28 protein-coding genes are annotated in these 15,694 nt (G+C 39.1%); 2 read left to right on the top strand and 26 right to left on the bottom strand.

Translation table 11 applies throughout. From position 1 onward, the window contains the following. The 21 genes from HU824_RS08450 to HU824_RS08350 all read right to left on the bottom strand — a co-directional run bounded on the left by HU824_RS08450 (position 1) and on the right by HU824_RS08350 (position 12,116). Positions 1-393 (bottom strand): hypothetical protein, encoded by a 393-nt coding sequence (locus HU824_RS08450; protein ID WP_005837063.1) that lies wholly within the window; start codon positions 391-393, stop codon positions 1-3. After that, on the bottom strand, positions 390-692 hold the full coding sequence (locus HU824_RS08445; RefSeq protein WP_005837061.1) for a hypothetical protein: 303 nt from the start codon (positions 690-692) through the stop codon (positions 390-392). The genes HU824_RS08450 and HU824_RS08445 overlap by 4 nt, the downstream gene beginning before the upstream one ends. Continuing rightward, positions 680-1,009, bottom strand: coding sequence for a hypothetical protein (locus HU824_RS08440; protein WP_005837060.1), 330 nt, complete (start codon positions 1,007-1,009; stop codon positions 680-682). Before HU824_RS08440 ends, HU824_RS08445 begins: the two co-directional genes overlap by 13 nt. Next, positions 1,006-1,332 carry a DUF6706 family protein gene (locus tag HU824_RS08435; RefSeq protein WP_176468609.1) on the bottom strand — a complete coding sequence of 109 codons (327 nt, stop codon included), beginning with the start codon at positions 1,330-1,332 and terminating at the stop codon, positions 1,006-1,008. Before HU824_RS08435 ends, HU824_RS08440 begins: the two co-directional genes overlap by 4 nt. Positions 1,333-1,472: 140 nt before the next feature. Then, the gene (locus HU824_RS19730) at positions 1,473-1,697 is read right to left on the bottom strand and encodes a hypothetical protein (protein ID WP_255260488.1); all 225 of its coding nucleotides are present in this window, start codon (positions 1,695-1,697) and stop codon (positions 1,473-1,475) included. A gap of 57 nt (positions 1,698-1,754) precedes the next feature. Further along, positions 1,755-2,105 (bottom strand): hypothetical protein, encoded by a 351-nt coding sequence (locus HU824_RS08425; protein ID WP_118357982.1) that lies wholly within the window; start codon positions 2,103-2,105, stop codon positions 1,755-1,757. Between the two features lie 14 nt (positions 2,106-2,119). After that, the gene (locus tag HU824_RS08420; protein ID WP_176468608.1) at positions 2,120-3,241 is read right to left on the bottom strand and encodes a hypothetical protein; all 1,122 of its coding nucleotides are present in this window, start codon (positions 3,239-3,241) and stop codon (positions 2,120-2,122) included. 11 nt (positions 3,242-3,252) lie between these two features. After that, positions 3,253-3,849 (bottom strand): head fiber protein, encoded by a 597-nt coding sequence (locus HU824_RS08415; protein WP_176468607.1) that lies wholly within the window; start codon positions 3,847-3,849, stop codon positions 3,253-3,255. A gap of 2 nt (positions 3,850-3,851) precedes the next feature. Then, positions 3,852-4,505 (bottom strand): hypothetical protein, encoded by a 654-nt coding sequence (locus HU824_RS08410; protein ID WP_005837051.1) that lies wholly within the window; start codon positions 4,503-4,505, stop codon positions 3,852-3,854. Positions 4,506-4,669: 164 nt separating this feature from the next. After that, entirely contained in the window at positions 4,670-5,083 is a 414-nt protein-coding gene (locus HU824_RS08405) for a DUF2442 domain-containing protein (protein WP_005837049.1), read from the bottom strand. 6 nt (positions 5,084-5,089) lie between these two features. Further along, positions 5,090-5,329, bottom strand: coding sequence for a DUF4160 domain-containing protein (locus HU824_RS08400; RefSeq protein WP_005824559.1), 240 nt, complete (start codon positions 5,327-5,329; stop codon positions 5,090-5,092). Positions 5,330-5,478: 149 nt separating this feature from the next. Continuing rightward, positions 5,479-6,972 (bottom strand): phage portal protein, encoded by a 1,494-nt coding sequence (locus HU824_RS08395; protein ID WP_136010976.1) that lies wholly within the window; start codon positions 6,970-6,972, stop codon positions 5,479-5,481. A gap of 11 nt (positions 6,973-6,983) precedes the next feature. Continuing rightward, positions 6,984-8,252: a PBSX family phage terminase large subunit gene (locus HU824_RS08390; RefSeq protein ID WP_176468606.1), complete on the bottom strand. Its 1,269-nt coding sequence runs from the start codon at positions 8,250-8,252 to the stop codon at positions 6,984-6,986. After that, on the bottom strand, positions 8,249-8,650 hold the full coding sequence (locus HU824_RS08385; protein WP_117880693.1) for a hypothetical protein: 402 nt from the start codon (positions 8,648-8,650) through the stop codon (positions 8,249-8,251). Before HU824_RS08385 ends, HU824_RS08390 begins: the two co-directional genes overlap by 4 nt. A 36-nt stretch (positions 8,651-8,686) precedes the next feature. Next, positions 8,687-9,403, bottom strand: coding sequence for a ParB N-terminal domain-containing protein (locus tag HU824_RS08380; RefSeq protein WP_117880694.1), 717 nt, complete (start codon positions 9,401-9,403; stop codon positions 8,687-8,689). Further along, positions 9,381-10,073: a phosphoadenosine phosphosulfate reductase family protein gene (locus HU824_RS08375; RefSeq protein ID WP_229095578.1), complete on the bottom strand. Its 693-nt coding sequence runs from the start codon at positions 10,071-10,073 to the stop codon at positions 9,381-9,383. The genes HU824_RS08380 and HU824_RS08375 overlap by 23 nt, the downstream gene beginning before the upstream one ends. A gap of 207 nt (positions 10,074-10,280) precedes the next feature. Continuing rightward, positions 10,281-10,733: a hypothetical protein gene (locus tag HU824_RS08370; protein WP_117880698.1), complete on the bottom strand. Its 453-nt coding sequence runs from the start codon at positions 10,731-10,733 to the stop codon at positions 10,281-10,283. A gap of 108 nt (positions 10,734-10,841) precedes the next feature. Then, complete coding sequence (locus tag HU824_RS08365) at positions 10,842-11,024, bottom strand: DUF3873 family protein (RefSeq protein ID WP_176468613.1); 183 nt, start codon at positions 11,022-11,024, stop codon at positions 10,842-10,844. Continuing rightward, positions 11,021-11,371 (bottom strand): hypothetical protein, encoded by a 351-nt coding sequence (locus HU824_RS08360; RefSeq protein WP_176468605.1) that lies wholly within the window; start codon positions 11,369-11,371, stop codon positions 11,021-11,023. The genes HU824_RS08365 and HU824_RS08360 overlap by 4 nt, the downstream gene beginning before the upstream one ends. Before the next feature lie 12 nt (positions 11,372-11,383). Further along, positions 11,384-11,581, bottom strand: a complete 198-nt coding sequence (locus HU824_RS08355; protein WP_176468604.1) for a hypothetical protein — start codon at positions 11,579-11,581, stop codon at positions 11,384-11,386. 286 nt (positions 11,582-11,867) lie between these two features. Next, a complete protein-coding gene (locus HU824_RS08350; protein WP_061412738.1) occupies positions 11,868-12,116 on the bottom strand; it encodes a hypothetical protein in 249 nt (82 codons plus the stop codon). 68 nt (positions 12,117-12,184) lie between these two features. On the opposite strand from HU824_RS08350, the gene HU824_RS08345 reads away from it, so the two are divergent. Continuing rightward, positions 12,185-12,550: a helix-turn-helix domain-containing protein gene (locus HU824_RS08345; RefSeq protein WP_243635067.1), complete on the top strand. Its 366-nt coding sequence runs from the start codon at positions 12,185-12,187 to the stop codon at positions 12,548-12,550. Positions 12,551-12,552: 2 nt separating this feature from the next. Next, positions 12,553-13,251: a hypothetical protein gene (locus tag HU824_RS08340; RefSeq protein WP_118940812.1), complete on the top strand. Its 699-nt coding sequence runs from the start codon at positions 12,553-12,555 to the stop codon at positions 13,249-13,251. Between the two features lie 11 nt (positions 13,252-13,262). On the opposite strand, the gene HU824_RS08335 is transcribed toward HU824_RS08340, so the two are convergent. From HU824_RS08335 to HU824_RS20020, 5 genes are all read right to left on the bottom strand, one after another. Continuing rightward, on the bottom strand, positions 13,263-13,700 hold the full coding sequence (locus HU824_RS08335; RefSeq protein ID WP_118940811.1) for a hypothetical protein: 438 nt from the start codon (positions 13,698-13,700) through the stop codon (positions 13,263-13,265). 89 nt (positions 13,701-13,789) lie between these two features. Next, positions 13,790-13,969, bottom strand: a complete 180-nt coding sequence (locus HU824_RS08330; RefSeq protein WP_118940810.1) for a hypothetical protein — start codon at positions 13,967-13,969, stop codon at positions 13,790-13,792. A 330-nt stretch (positions 13,970-14,299) separates the two neighbouring features. Next, complete coding sequence (locus tag HU824_RS08325) at positions 14,300-14,848, bottom strand: ASCH domain-containing protein (protein ID WP_118940809.1); 549 nt, start codon at positions 14,846-14,848, stop codon at positions 14,300-14,302. Further along, positions 14,845-15,075 carry a hypothetical protein gene (locus HU824_RS08320; protein ID WP_176468603.1) on the bottom strand — a complete coding sequence of 77 codons (231 nt, stop codon included), beginning with the start codon at positions 15,073-15,075 and terminating at the stop codon, positions 14,845-14,847. The genes HU824_RS08325 and HU824_RS08320 overlap by 4 nt, the downstream gene beginning before the upstream one ends. A 137-nt stretch (positions 15,076-15,212) precedes the next feature. Beyond that, the gene (locus HU824_RS20020; RefSeq protein ID WP_118940807.1) at positions 15,213-15,323 is read right to left on the bottom strand and encodes an HNH endonuclease; all 111 of its coding nucleotides are present in this window, start codon (positions 15,321-15,323) and stop codon (positions 15,213-15,215) included. Positions 15,324-15,694 lie beyond the last annotated feature (371 nt).

The raw sequence follows: 15,694 nt of genomic DNA, 5'->3' as shown, positions 1-15,694 counted from the left end.
TCATTTTACATTTAATACATTAAACAAAATTCTCACATTCACATAATGACACTTCAAAGCTGTGTCCGCTTCTGTACCGATAGAATCAATAGAGTAACGATATGTCATACCATCATAGGTGCTTACTACATCATCAAACAGCTTGCCAGCCTTTCTTTCAAGTTCGTTAAGCCGGATTGTGTTCGCTTCATTCTCGCTTAAATTGGGTACACATAGATTCACTTCTGCGAAAGATTTCTTCCAATAAGTTCCCGGCTGTTGTTTCTTCGTGTGGATGACAATCCTTTCGGACTTCAATTCACCCGTCAGCGTTTCTCCTGCTGGTACTATGTCTATTCCGAAAATCTTGCAGTCCCGGTAGAGGATGTTTCCTATGTCGGTGGTTACTATCATCGTTCAAATCTATCTTTCAATCTTTTTTCTGTCCTTATCGCTGCACTTCCTGCAACTTCAAATCCTTTGGATTCCACGAATGAAGCATAATCAGCTTCGTTTTTCAGAATTAAGCCATCTTCATTAACCTCATAATCATTCGATTCTCTCAAATGTTTTGTGTGGTCTTGATAGTTTCCGGTAGCTTTTGCATCTTCAACAAATGCCTCTCCCTCTTCTTTCATGCCAGCAACGACTTCGCTTGTTCCGTCCTCAAAGAACTGGTCAACATCCGAAAAGTCTGCATCTATTCCAACCATATTACTCTATAGGAAAAATAGTTTGTTTCCAAAGGGCTTTTAGCAACTCCTTCACCTCTTATGCTTCCATCGGCATTCAAACAACGAACCTCTGCACCTGCTTCAACCTTTGACGGCTTGTCAAAGACTACCTTGTACTTGAAATCATACAAAGCACCATTGATAGATACTTTCTTTTCCGCACTCACATCATCACAACGGCATCTGCATATATCCTGCCAGCTCTCACCACCTGTGCCGGGAATAGGTCTGCCGAACTCATCCTTATCCATCGGGGTGATAACCTTAACCTGCAATATGTGGGGAGCGAATATCATAAGAAAGTCACTTTAGGTTTGTTACTCAGTTCGTCTTTCAAACCGTACTGTTTGCACAGCCATGAGTACAATTTCATTAGGCTATCAACATAATTAGACCAAGACACAGAAAATCCGCTTTCGCTGACCGAAGATGGATTTTGTATCATCCACGGAATTTGCTTTGCACAAGCGACCTCTAATCTTGCCCGATTTTCCTCGGCAAAAGGTTCTTCACCATCCAATCCCGTTCTTGAAAGTATATTTTCAACTACAAGATTAGACGGGGTGCTCTTATCAAATACGCTTAGTACAAACTCCTTGTTACTCATGGCTGCTATCATTCAATATGGTGTAATCAGTTTACTATATGCGGTATAGCTATAATGCGTACAATGTTTAGATTTATAGATGTATCTGAACGGACATTTGGGAACATTAATTCGTATCCCTTGAATAGCCGCTTCCTCTTTCATCGAACACATCATAGCCGGGTTATTTGCAACCAAGAAGACGGGGGTGTCATGGTCAGTACAACACAATCAGCCGGAATCGTTTCCAAAGTGATAAACTGAATATCCGGCAGACCAACATCAACCGATGGATTCACGTATTCACACTTAGGAGATTCCACACTTGATGCCTGCACGCTCAACGAAACCAAAGACATCATTAAAAAGCCACACATGGCAAAAATAAAATTCTTCATTCCTTTTCTGATTTATAAAATTAGACAATGGAAGGGTAGAAGCACTACCCTATCCTTTTACTCGATACCTAATGCTTCTTTCAGTTTGGCTGTTGATTCTTCATCCAGTTCTGCAACCTTAGCCAAAAGAGTTTCCTCTTTCATATTGCCGGAAGCCTGCGCACCGATAGACTTCAAAGCGTCAACCAAAGCCTTCTTCTCAAACTCCTTTTCAAAGAGGGAGATTTTCACCTCCTTCTTTTCTTCAGGGGGTTTCACTTCGGTATTTTTTGCCTCAATCCGTTCAGCAAGTCTGCGGCTTTCCATATCCAGCACACGGGCTTCCTCACCGACTTCAATCACTTCACCGGGAGTATAATACTTTCCGGTGAACTTGTCGCGGAAAACTGATATAACCTTTACTTTCATATCCTACCCCCCCCTTATGCTGATTGGATGGATGCAATTTCGCTCAAATCGAAATTGGTTATCAAATCTGGATTGGAAATCTGCGGAATCCACTCTGCCGTATATTCCATGTAGCGACCGTTTTTGTCACGGTAGTTAGAGATAAGCATCTGCCCCTCTGACGGGATATAAGTACGTCCTTGTACTGGGTCTGTCGCTTCATACGGGGTATGATGGCGCATATAACCAATGTTGTCAGAAGGTAACAGAGTAATACGGTTATCCGCGTAAATCTGCACATTCTTTCCCGTCTGGTCTTTCACGTAGTCCTCCTTGATTTCAATACGCGGCAAACCGATGCCGGTGAACACTTCGGAAGCCAAAGAAGAGGAAACCAGTCCCGTACTCAACTTCATCTCATTAGTACCAAGAATCATCTTGTACTGTTCACCAAATTCGGATGAACCAAGCACGAACTTGTTGAAAGATGCACGAGTCATAACCATCTTGGCATAAACGCCATAGTCCGGTGCCAAGGAATGGAGTTTCTCTCTCAAATAAGAGATGAACATATTCTTTCCGTCCACAACCACATCTCCACTTGTCGGCTTGATAAAGTTGAACGGAAGGGTAATCTCCAGCAGTTTATTATTGGTCTGACCGGAAGTGATTGCGGCATCCTTGTTGTAAACTGTAGCTTCACCAGTCATAAGCAATGCACCAAGAATAATATCCATACGCTTGTGAGCAGCAAGGGTAATCTGACGGTAATCATCCGCTAGGAAATTTACAATCTCTTCCATTGCAGCCTTTTGGTCTGCCGGTTTAGCTGCATTGAACTTGTCAATCAAATCCTGCAATTCGGAAAGACGGTCAATAGACATCTGATAAGCATCACCCAAATAGGCAATCTCACCATATCCGGAACCGATGTTCCGACGTTCACGGATGGGTTTCTCTCCAAAACGCGAATTGATGGAGCCGGCCATAACTCCGGTTACAGAACCGATATAATCCTTGAACACACGAGTAGTCACTCTGCGGAAAGTAAGATACTGCTGCCAATAGATTGTGTCCTTGCGTGTCTGGTTCACACGTCTGATGATAGCGGAAACAATATTCGCATCATCGAATAATGTTTGAATCGTTAAAAACATATCCTACCTCCTTACTCGTTAAATTCAAACCATCCCTTCATGTTGGCTTTATCGTTCTCGGAGAACGGCATAACCAATTTTGAGGGTTCAATTTCTGCGGCTGTACGAAGCAATGAAACCAATGTGATTCCGTCCTCAACCTTTGTACGGTTAAACAGAGCCGAATTAGCCACATGCTTTTGCTTTAAACCATCAACTGCAACCGCATTGAATAATACGGCATCTTTGGCGATATTCTCACCAAAAGCAGCCTTGATAGTCAATACATCATAACCGGCATTAGACTTATCAATTGCCGTTACTTCTGCACCTTTCTTGCCACTTCCGACAAACATACCCACATAAGCCAAAGAGTTCTTGGCTACCTTAATGGACAATGCAGTATCACCGGTTGCGTATGCTTCCACTACTTCCACATTGATTACCGCATAAGCGAACTTGTTTTTCAAGTCCGCACAAATCGGTGTAAATCCGGGAAGAAAACTTCCCACGACCAGGTTCTGCGTGTCGAGTTTGAACGGACCACGTCTACGAATACCGGTCTGGACATCGTAGCGTTCCTCTTGCTCAACGGGCGGAACCAAGTCATACTTAAATCCTGCTGACATAATTAATTCTTGTTTTGTTCAACAATAGTTTTCGTTCCCTCGTCAATCATCTTAGCGATAGATTCAGATTCTTTCTCAATCTTCTCTTCTGCCGTTTCGGGAGGGGTTACGCCCTTGAAGCCGTCATTTGCGAACTCCTGCTTCAAGTCCTTGAAATATGCGTCCAAGTCCTCATCGTCCTTGATGGCGCATCGTTTGGCGTAGTTTTCGGGAATACCATACTCCTTTGCCTTTGCCATAATCTGCTCCTGCCGGGTAGCTTGTAACTTCTCTGTCTCGAATTGAGCGAGCTTATCAGAAAGAGGTTTAACGGCTGCACTCACTGCGTTAGCAATAATAGCCGCCATGTCGTCCGTCTTATCTTCCAGCTTCGGATTAGGGTTAGGATTGGGATTAGGATTCTCAATTGACTTACCGTCTTTAAGGTTATGTTTCTTCTCGTAGTTGGAAACTGCGGTCTTGGAAGCATCCCCGGCACGGAAATCACCATAGGAATTTAGCACGTCCGAGAAGCTGATACCCTCAACAATGGAGTTTACCTTTGTCTCGTCCGTTACACCCTCTGCCTTCTTAGTGGCAATTCGGGTTAAGATAGCAGTGTCCACCCCAGTAAACTTCTGTTGCAGCCCTGCCAAGATTTGTTCTAAGATTGTCATACCGTATGAATTTGATTTATAAATTTCTACGGTAAATTTCGTTATTAATAAAGAAGGTGAGAAATAATCAGATAGGTGATACACGACAATGAAACGATTGTCGTAAAATGGTATAAAAAAGGCGTGAAACCGAATGGAATCACGCCTAAATAAAGTATTGTAACTTATGCCGGTACAGCCATTAATTCACGCCCTACTGAACGTATTGTTTCTATAATATCTTCAAAACGTTTCTTAGACGGCTTCTTTGTTCCGCTTACATATTGAGCAAACAAACTCTGAGAAATACCTAAACGTCGTGCTATGGCAGCAGCATTCAATTCAGGATGAGCTATAAATAAATCATAAAGAGGATTAGATTTCCTTTCCCGAAAGAATCCCTCAAAACTCAAATCTTCATCAAGCTCTCTCCAATGTATTCCGTCATGGCTCGTTGTGAAATTTGCGCGCTGCGCAGGAGTAGCCCATTTCAGCCTTTGGAAATCTGAAAACTTCTCACATGCCTCCTTCCCGTCAGTGGTACGTATCCATACCTCCGTATCAGTCAACCATACCTTTTCAACTATGATATTTTCCATAACCACTTATTTTGATTTATTAAAAAATTTATTCCAATGCTCTGCTATTACTTCTTGATTTTCTTCTATAACTGATTCTACAAGTTTCAGTTCAGATGACTTCAAGCCATTATTTTTGATTAATGTAACTGGAAATAAAGTGAATTTAGCACTTACATCCCCTTTGATTACATGAACATGTATAGGCTCATGGTCATTAGCGTAAAACATAAAACGAAAACCAAATAAAATAAATATCGTTGGCATACCTTTCTCTATTGATTACCCTACAAATATAGGTAATTATTTAATTACCTACAACTATTCAAGCAAAAAATTAGCGGCAATTCTTTGATGTTGCCGCTAAATATTCTATTTTTCTTGTACTAAAATTATAATCCCTATAATTTTTCTGACTAAGAGGCATTTTTCTGTCCCTTATTTCCGATTTGCTCATTCTTTGCCGCTTGCTCCTCCTTGATTTCTGCAAGCTCCTCTTCTACCCTATCAGCATTCCCGGCAAACATGATACCTTCACGGGTTGACCAAATTCCACCACTGACAGCGGAAACGGCAGTAGTCACCTTATCATTCAAATCATCAATCATATATGGAACCAGTTCTGTTTCTATGTCAATGGTCTGCGATGCCTTGCTAAACTCGGTTGGATTGATAGAGCCTAAAGCGGAAACAATGAAATTTACTCTCCGCTGTAAAAACTCGCCGATAACCTCACCGTGATTTTCTACCGCCATGTGTGCACCCATGAACATAAAGCGGAAAGCGGTTCCTGATGCTTTGCCTACCCCCTTCAACGTCTCAAAGGATATTCTTGGAGTGTTTGACATATCATAAGCCATATTGGTGAGTGTTTCTGCTTCAAAACGTACCGTATCCGGAACTTGGTTCCACGTCAGATACTGGGCATCCGCACCTTCACCTGTAAGTTTGACCATTCTATCCTTAACCTTACCCATGAAACCCTCCACGTCACCGATAAGTTTCAATAAAGGGAAGAAATGATAATCGATGCAATCTGCATAATTGGATAATAATTTCTCCAACCGAACCCGAAAAGCCTTTATCTTTTTGCAATAAGGTTCAGGACGGTAGGCATAGAGAACCGGTAATTTGGGGAATCCATGAGCAAAAGGAGTTCTTTCTTCATATCCTTTAGATAAATCCCATTGATAAACCATTTTGTCCGTAATAGCCATAAAACAGGTGACCTCCGAATCATCCATGAGCTTCTTTTTATACTCACGTGAGAAAGCAATCATTTTACCTTCATCGTTAAAGAACGGGTATAGTTTATCACCTCTGAATGGAGACCATAACACGCTTTTCAGTTTCTTGGTGGGCTTGACCTTGCCACCGAACGTAGTCTTAACTTTCTTCCAAAACTTTGCCCAAAACGAATCATCATCGGTAACATACCAATATTCTGCCGCTTCTTGTTCGGAGAGCCAGGCACGGACAATCTTCTTGTTTTGGTATTTGATTTTGTTGGATTTAAATACAGCCTTTACCGCATCCAGCAGCTTCTTTTCATCATCATCAGTCGGAGTGCAATCCATAGACGGTTCTGTGCCGACCGTGAAAGCAGTTTGAATATTCACTATATCCTGTTCCAATGGAATGGAAATACGGTTCACCGGTTCAGTCTTATACTTTGCTTCGATTTCATAAGTCTTACCAGTTTTTTCATCGAAGTGCTTCTCAGCTTCTTTTTCAAGAACCTTTCTGTCCGGATACTTCTTTTTGTCAACCATAATTTCATGGCGTTCCGGATTCCAATCGTCCCAAAGTTTACAACAGTCGGGAAGTTCAGTCTTCCTACCTTTCTTCAGGTAGTTTATCTTCTGCCCGATATCGGGCAATGCTAATATTTCTTCTAAATTCAATGGCATAGCTTATATTTTTAGTGTGTGAATATTCCAGTTAAATCTTTCGGCTTCTGAATCTTACCAAGAAGCTCACCCAATACATAGTAACGTACAGCATCTATTCCGTGATTATCATGGTCTTCCGGTTCGTTGATATAGCTCCCGTCCTTATCCTTTGCCCAAACATACTTTCTGAACTCGCTTTGCAAGTTGTACGAGCGTTTGGTTATATAAATCTCCATATCTTTCATTTTGTCAATTCCGGCATTGATAGAGCCTGCACCTTTCTCTACGGCATATATCTTGATTCCTCCGTTGTGTATCTCTTGAATCAAACGTGGGTCTGCGCTGTCGGCAATGACTTTCAATCCCCACGGGCGAAGAGTCTTGATGATGTCAGAAGAAAGCAATCCAGTACGGTAATCCACTTCATCCAAGTAAAGGGCGTTATCAACGATACCACAACGAATGGAAGCAGACGGGTCATGCGTATAACCGAAGTCTTGCCCGAAAGCAACTTTCTTTGCCCAAGCCGGGAACTCGTCAACAATTCCCCACTTCTTGAACACAGCACCTTCTGCAACGTCAGCCCACCGGCCGATAACCACATGACCATACTTTTCAGGATTACTCACCTTTATATCCTCTACCTCTTTTAGAAACTCCGGTGAAAGATTCTCCAAATTATCAAAGTAAGTCGTATGAATGTGGAGCACATTCGGATGAGTGGAAATCTGAACCTGCACACCATCAATCTCTACCAGCTTGTGAGTTTTCTCAATGTATTTCTTGTAGATGAAGTGATTGGAATCGCAAGGATTCATAATGATGATAATCCGGTTCTGAATCCCTTTCTTACGGATGGAGAGCATTATCTTGTCGAACTCATCTTCGCTTGTCCACTCTTCCGCTTCATCGCAGACGAAAGTCGTAATGCCTTGAATGGATTTCAGTTTTGCTGTCTGGTTCCCGGAAGAAGTCTTGATACCCCGGAACATGATACGGCTCTTAGTCATCTTATTGACTATGTCCGTCTTTGTGGTCTTGAAATATTTCGTGGTACCGTCCAAATCTATCTTCTCCATCATTTCGGGGATGATAGACATACCGGCAGAAACCATCGTGTAACGGGTGTAAAGAATCTGATGAACTATCTTCTCTACGGGAGTCATTTCAAAAGTCAACCGCTCAATAAAGGTAGAAGCATTGAAAGACTTTCCGCTACCACGCCCACCGGTGATAAGAATTATAAATTTTTCCTTATCCTCATATAATGGATGGTAAATTTCTTGAGGTACTATCATTTCAGCTTGTCTTTAATCCAGGAATCAATGTTGATGCCGTGCTCTATGTCTGTTGGAATATCAGCATCTTCTGATTCTTCCCCAAAACCTTCGCTTTTCCCTAATGTAGAAAGCAAATAACGAATCATATAGCCGTCTGGACGTTCACGCCAACCCACGAAATTTCCATCTTTATCCTTTTCAGGAATACCCAATGCAAGAACACGGGCAGAAACCAAACATTCATCAACCAACGCCCCGCGCTCATCTGATATAGCATCTTTAAATTCAACATCTTCTTTCGCCCATTGATATACAGTTTTCCGAGCTACTTTAAACGTAGCCGCAACCTTAGTCAGATTTCCACCAGATTTGCGGAGAATCTTTCTAAAATCTTCTATATTAGGTTTCTTAGCCATATCCTTGTGTACGTGCGCGCGTATTTGTTACTTTCGTCACTTAATCAATTTTAATACATCTTCCCCTTTTACAAACTTGTCATCTGTGCTGATACCAAGCAAATCGCAAAAATCCTCTTTAGCGTTGTAAGAAGAAAAAGACAATGTAATATAAGCTTCTTCGTTTTGCTGTCTTTCTATTGACAATTCTCTTACTTGCTGTTTAATGGCTTTCATGTGCTCTTTCTTTTCATCATAAGTCTTCTCATCCGCAGAGGGAGTTTCAATTTCGTCAAATGATGGCAGAGGGGACAATAAATCATCCACAAAATCTAACTGAGATGGCATTTCTGTGTTTATGGAAAGAATATCATTCAATTCCCCAATGTCCAAGCCGACATTCGTATAATCTATATCAGAAATGTAGCCAGCTATAAGGTCTATATCCGGCTTTGTATTTCCTACAGCCATATATGTAAGCTGTTCCTTCTCAGCCTTATCGTCAAGAGCTACGACTTCAACCTTTACATCATAATCCGTTTTAGATGTACCATCGTATTTGTAGTGCAGGTCCATTGCCTTAATCCTTCGATGCCCGTCAATCAGATTCCTCGATTTTTCATTCCATACAATACCACCAAGAAAACCAATTTTCTGCAAATTTTTCTTTTGCAGCTTTACTTTCTCGTCCGAATGCCTTTTAGGGTTAATCGGATTAAGATTTATTTGAGAGCGTTTTATAATTCTTGTTTCACTTTGTTTTAGCTCTTTCATAGTCATATTCAAATAATTTCCGTTCTACCAATGGATATTCATTTATAACTTTTTGTAAATCAAATGGATATTTAGAACGAAGAAATAACAAGTAATTAATATCCGTTATGTCAGTGCCGGATGATTGATGTTTTCCTCCATATGATTCGGGTTTGATTAGACCTTTTCGACTAATGTACTCCAATACATCTTTGTTCCGATATTCAGATAAGGGATAACACTTCTTTTGCACTTCGTTAATACCGTTCAACTTATATGTACGTAACATTAAACGTCTATTCATTGAATCAGACTGCTTAAATCCAAAGAAGGCCCATTCGATATTATATTTCTCCCTTATAATATCCGTAAGTTGAGCCATATTGTATAGTTTCTGCTTCTCGTTCTTAATACATCCTAAGTAACCAATACGCCTAAATGAATAGACCGCAAAGTGAGGTATCTGAATGTACTTCACGTTTGGATATTTACTGCAAGCATAATTTATATAACGATTGATATGAGACAAGTCTTTTATAACATACATATAGGCGCAAACGACCTCTTTGAAATAAGGTGATATTAGGTCCAAAAGGGCTATACTGTCCTTGCCCGATGCCGAGTGAAACAATATAACCCTATCAGCCTTTAAAGCAACTTCTTTAATTATATCTATTGCTTTATCCATCATTAAACAACTCTACCGCCTACCCTACGATTAATTCTTGCTCGCTGAGCTGCATTTCGCCCCATAGATTGAAATCGTCCGGCTTCATAATCTTTTCGGGTACGATACTTTTGACCACTTGCATCTGTTGCATACGTTTCTGGCATAATCTTTAATTTTAAATTAAACAATCCTTTTACTAAATAAACAAAGCCACCCAAGTGGCTTATATTATTTCAAACCTGAATGGCTTATGATTTCACAAATATGTAAGTAGTAAAATAATGGCAACTCTTTCGGTGGATTCTTCTTGAACTCTTTTAATTGTTCATCAAAATCATGGAAATCAAATTCATCATGCATGAACTTAATACCTTCTTCTGTCACTTCACCTATACCTATCTCGTCAATTGCTACATCAAGTGTCCACGGTGCACCGGTACTATAAAAATGAATAGCTTCTATATCCGTTCTCAAAATAGACTGACATTCATCTTCACGCCCAGCCTTTCTCAATTTTTCATTTTCCTCAATCTGATTGAAGTCCGTGAACATTTTCTCATATTTAGAGCTGAGCATACGAGTTTCTATACACTTTTTACCGTTCAGAATATCTAAAGCGTTGTTTCTATTCATTACAAGCGAATACGCTTCTATCTCTTGACCTTTATAATTAATCTTCATACTATTCTATCATTTTTAAATTTATACTATAAAAAAGATAGTACCCCAAAGGTACTACCACAACCAAAGATAACGAAATATCTTCAATCGTTATACACGACAATCGGCTTATTGTCGTGAACTAAGCCATTTATCCCGTCTTTCTCTGCATGCCTCTAAGGTAGGCGCACAACAAGCAAACAGTTCGCCACTTTCAGTACGATAGTCATATTGGTACATTCTTACTCTCTTACCTTTCAATTTGGTAGTGTAAGTGCAATAGTTCTGAATAGCATATTGTGAATATATTATTCATCCTTTCTTTGTTTTACTTGTTCAACCAAAAACTTTTTAAAATCATTCTTGTACTGGCTGTGAATGATTTTATACTGGTGGGATAGGTTAGGCAATTGTTTGTAACCTTTGCTATACAAGAATTTGGCTACAAGCTCAATTTTTGCACGGTTACTAAATCCTCTGTCTTTGCACATGTTAGTTATACAGACATTCGCCTTGCTGGTAGGCTTCTTTTCAACTGGTGGCATGTATTCATGTCTGTCATAAGCGTGCGTTCTTGGATAGCCAACTTCTTCACCTAAATATTCACCTGTGATGCAATCAAATTCACCATTAATTAAACTATCTGCTATTTCACCCATAATAATCAATATTTAATGTTTCACATTCAATCTTTCTTCACTCGTATAAGCCACTACAAGCCCTGTTTCATCATGCTGTATGGTGATGTACTTTTCACCCCTTTCTATGGTGGTAAAATCGCACATACTACATAACTTACCCAATACCTTGCCCAGTTGTTTCATCAGTGGGGCTTCGGGGCTGATAACTAAAACTAAATCCGCTTTCATAATCGTGTGTATTGTGGTAGCCCGAAGGCTACCGGATTAAAACTTAGAACTTCTCGATTTTGAGATTGTCGTTAATGATAAACATACGTCCACACTCTAAAATCACATGTGTATCTGTAATTCGTTTGATTACTCTTACTACATCATCGTGCGATATGCGTGGCGTACCGTCTGCATGACAGCCATTAGACAAATCACCTGATACTCTATATCTCAAACCTACTGTAACTTCATTTACGTTCATAATCTTATATATTGCGCAGGGCTTTTACCCTGCTGGTTAAACTTATAATATCGTAATCTCTTTGTTGCCTATCTCTGTATCTACATTCAGAACCTCGTACTTTTGAGCCTTGTAATTATAAACGACTTCACAGGTATTGAAACCTCTACCATCTTCTCTTTGGTCATAAACAGTATTTATATGCTGATACATTTTATTGCCTAACATGAAGTTTATCTTACCTGATGTACAGAAGTAGAATGCTACCGCATACTTCAATGTTTTCTTCTCATCAATTTTCTTTGTTGCCATATCTTATATATTTAAATTATTATTCAAACTATGTTTTGATTGTCACACTGCAAATATCAAACTTTATTTTGAATAAAACAAATTTTGATAGAAAAATTTTCAAATTATTTTTTGATACTATTCTTCTGTATTCTATGTATAATTTGAAAACTATTCCTATCTTTGCGTCAAATTATAATTTGAATATCATGCTAAGAGTACAAGAAATCTGCAAACAGCAGGGTATTACCATGCAAGACCTTGCTAAAAGAATGGGAGTGACATATCAAGCCCTGTATGCCGCTGTGTCCGGCAACCCTACCATTGGGAAGTTAGGAGAAATAGCAAAGGCTTTAGGTGTAGGGATAACTGATTTGCTGAATGAAGACAAGGAGGAAAACACTATCACTTGCCCTCATTGTGGGAAGAAAATTAAATTAGAGAAAGGAGAATAACTATGCCTTATTGGTTACAGTTTACAATATTTGCTATTATAGCAGGATTAGTGCAATACATCATCACTTACTTCAAGGAAAAAGGAAAGAATCTTGCAACTAAAGAAGACATAGGTGAAATTACTAAAGAAATAAAATCCGTTGAAAGTCAATTTATTAATGAAACAGAGAAGCTTAAAAATAAATTAGCAATTTTGGCAAATGCGCAAACTGACATAACTTCAATGGAACGTCAGGCTATTATTGAGGTTAACAAAAGCTTGTTTATGTGGATAGATTCTGTTTTAAATATACCAAATGTCAATAATTCAATTCAAATAAATAATTATATTAATGCTCAGAATCAATTATATAAAAATGTACAACAAGATGAAATAGTATTAAGACTATTTGTCAAAAGCGATAACATCCACAATATTCTTCATAAGATAATTTTGGCTTTTCTTAAAATACAAGCCGAAAAGCAACTAAAATGTCATGAAATAATTAAAATAAATAATGAAATAGATGACATCAAACCAGAAACACCATCAAAAGAAAAGAGAGAGAAACTACAAAGAAAAATAGAAGAAAGAAAAACTGCTTTAGAAAACATCTCAGAAAAAGTGCTCGAAGAATACACTACAATTGCCCCAATGATTAATGAATTTAGAGAAAAAAGCAAAGAGCAAATATATAAAATTTTAAAGCCGGAGCACTAAACTCCGGCTCATTAATTGATTAGCCCTTTGAATTTCAACCGATTTACGATTTCGGTGTAAAGATACTCTATATCTCCACTAAAGTCCCCATAATTCTGATAGAGAAACACGACATCAGCACAATTGTCGGAAATGGTACATTCTGATTGAACTCCAAGAACCCTTGCTAATTCAGGTCGTAACCCTGCTGTCATTTTCCCACCGGCGAGCGAGCTTGGAGAAAACAGATACAGGATAATGAAAATGAACTTCTTCCGCTGGGTTACACTGTCAATATTCGGTGGACATCCTCTCTCATTCAGCAACTCAACGAATATTTTGTAGATTTCATGGATAAGGCTTTTGTCTTTCAAAATCGGGGCGGTCAAGGCATTTTCTTCCTCTGAAAGTTCTGATTTCTCGATACGAATCTTTTTAAGACGAATGATTTTATTAAAATCCAGCTCCATAACACGATTATTTTAAAAGTAAATAGTATATTTGCATCATAATCGTGTGAGGAGCTGATTCATGGTCGTGCGTGGGTTGGCTCTTTCTTTTATTTAACAGACTTATCCTTTTCCTGAATAACCCGATTTTTCTCGTTCACCTCCCTACCCCATATCATAGCGGAATAGATGGCTTTTGCATACAAAAAGAGTTCCTCACGACTGGTAAGGAACTCAACTCGAAGGGCTGCACATTTCGCATCAGTCCAGACATTTTCATTTCTATTCATTGGCTATTTGTTAATTTTATAAATCTATTACGTTAATGGTTAACACATATATCCACTTGCTAAACCATGTTATAAGATGGCTGAACAAAGGCTCATAATTTGCATAACTCCCACAAATCCGTACCTTTGCAATGTGTTTTTCATAGTATTAGATTTAAGGTTAATAAAAAAGATTGGCTGTCTGGGATAGATAGCCTTTTTTTGTATCTATCAGTCACCTTTGTTCTCGTCCCTATACTTATGCTTCCAATAGCTATTTAAACAATTATATACAGTAACGCAAATTATCAAAACTGTTACAACAAACCCTCCCCAATCAAATTCCATATCCTACTTTATTACATTCCACTCACTTTCCATAATCACATGTTCACACTTATTACACCTATGCAGGTAAGTCGGAAACGGAGCTGTCGTATAATCTTCGACAGCAATTTCTATACTGCCACATTCCGGACACTCAATTTTTACCTCTTTAATACCGGAATAGTCCCAGAAAGACGGTTTCCCTTTCACGTTCTCGATAGGTTTGGAGTAAAGGATAGGATTAGCCAGTACCCAGTTATAAACTCCTTTCTCTGCCCAGATGGAAGAGTGATTCACAACACAATCCACAATTTCGACACTTCCAATGATAGCAGAATTTACATATCCATTGCCGCAAATAATCTCACTCTGGAATCCAAGTGAAAAGCTATCCCATTGCCTTTTCGTAAATACACTATTAGGATTAATCATTTCCATGGGGACGGCGCTTGAATGAATCAGCACCCTCTGCCCTAAGTATTTCTTAGGACACGGCCAAGTGCGATTCTCGATGTCTTTGATGCCGTGGACTATCAGACTGGCCCATGGCTGTTTGATGGTTATTGCTTTCATCCTTCGCCTCCTTTCGGTAGTGCTGGTATCGGCCTCCAATGTGTGACATATCCAGTTTTGATGTATGGATAAATATTATACATCACTCTACGAGCCGCCATTTCACCTTCTTTTCCGTCTACTGTTATGACTTGCACTACTCCGGGAGAATCATCTTTCGGAATAGCCATTTCTACGCTTATCCACGGGGATTGCTTTGCCTGCCATTCGGCACCTTTTCTGAACATATTCAACATTGCTTGTCTCTGATAGGCTAATTCACCTTCAACTATTATTGCATAACTTGACGTAAGTTATTGTTTTGCTGCTTCTTCTACTGTCTGTTTCATAATTTATCCTTATTGAATGTTCTGATTTATGTAATTCACAATCTTTTCCAACTTGCTTGAAGCAAACAAGCAATTATTAAGTTGTCGCTTGCCCTCTTTCCATTCGTGGAATAATTGATAATATGGTGGACTAAGTGTACGGTCAATCTTTATGCGATATTGATTAGTCCCATACTCAGTTATAAGATTCTCAATGTATTCGTCTGAATTATCTTGATTGGTAACAAATACCATCTTATCAGTAGTAAGTATCATATTTTACCCTCCTTATCAAATTCGGATAATGCCTGCTCGCAGAACTTGACCTGCTCCAAAGCATAATCCCTCTTATAAGTGATTATATCGCGTGTTGTATAGTCCGTATAAAATCGGTCTATAATGCTTTTAACACACTACTGTCCAATAAAAGTTAGCTAATCGGTCTTTGAAATTATTGAAATACAGTCTTTTAAGCAGTCCTTTAGAATGAAACGGATTTGAATTCGTAGCTTAGCGGTCAAATTGAAGGCCGCTTATG

This window comes from Bacteroides sp. L10-4, from assembly GCF_013373675.1.
GTDB classification, from domain to species: Bacteria; Bacteroidota; Bacteroidia; order Bacteroidales; family Bacteroidaceae; genus Bacteroides; species Bacteroides muris.
This window is presented reverse-complemented; position numbering and strand designations above follow the sequence as displayed.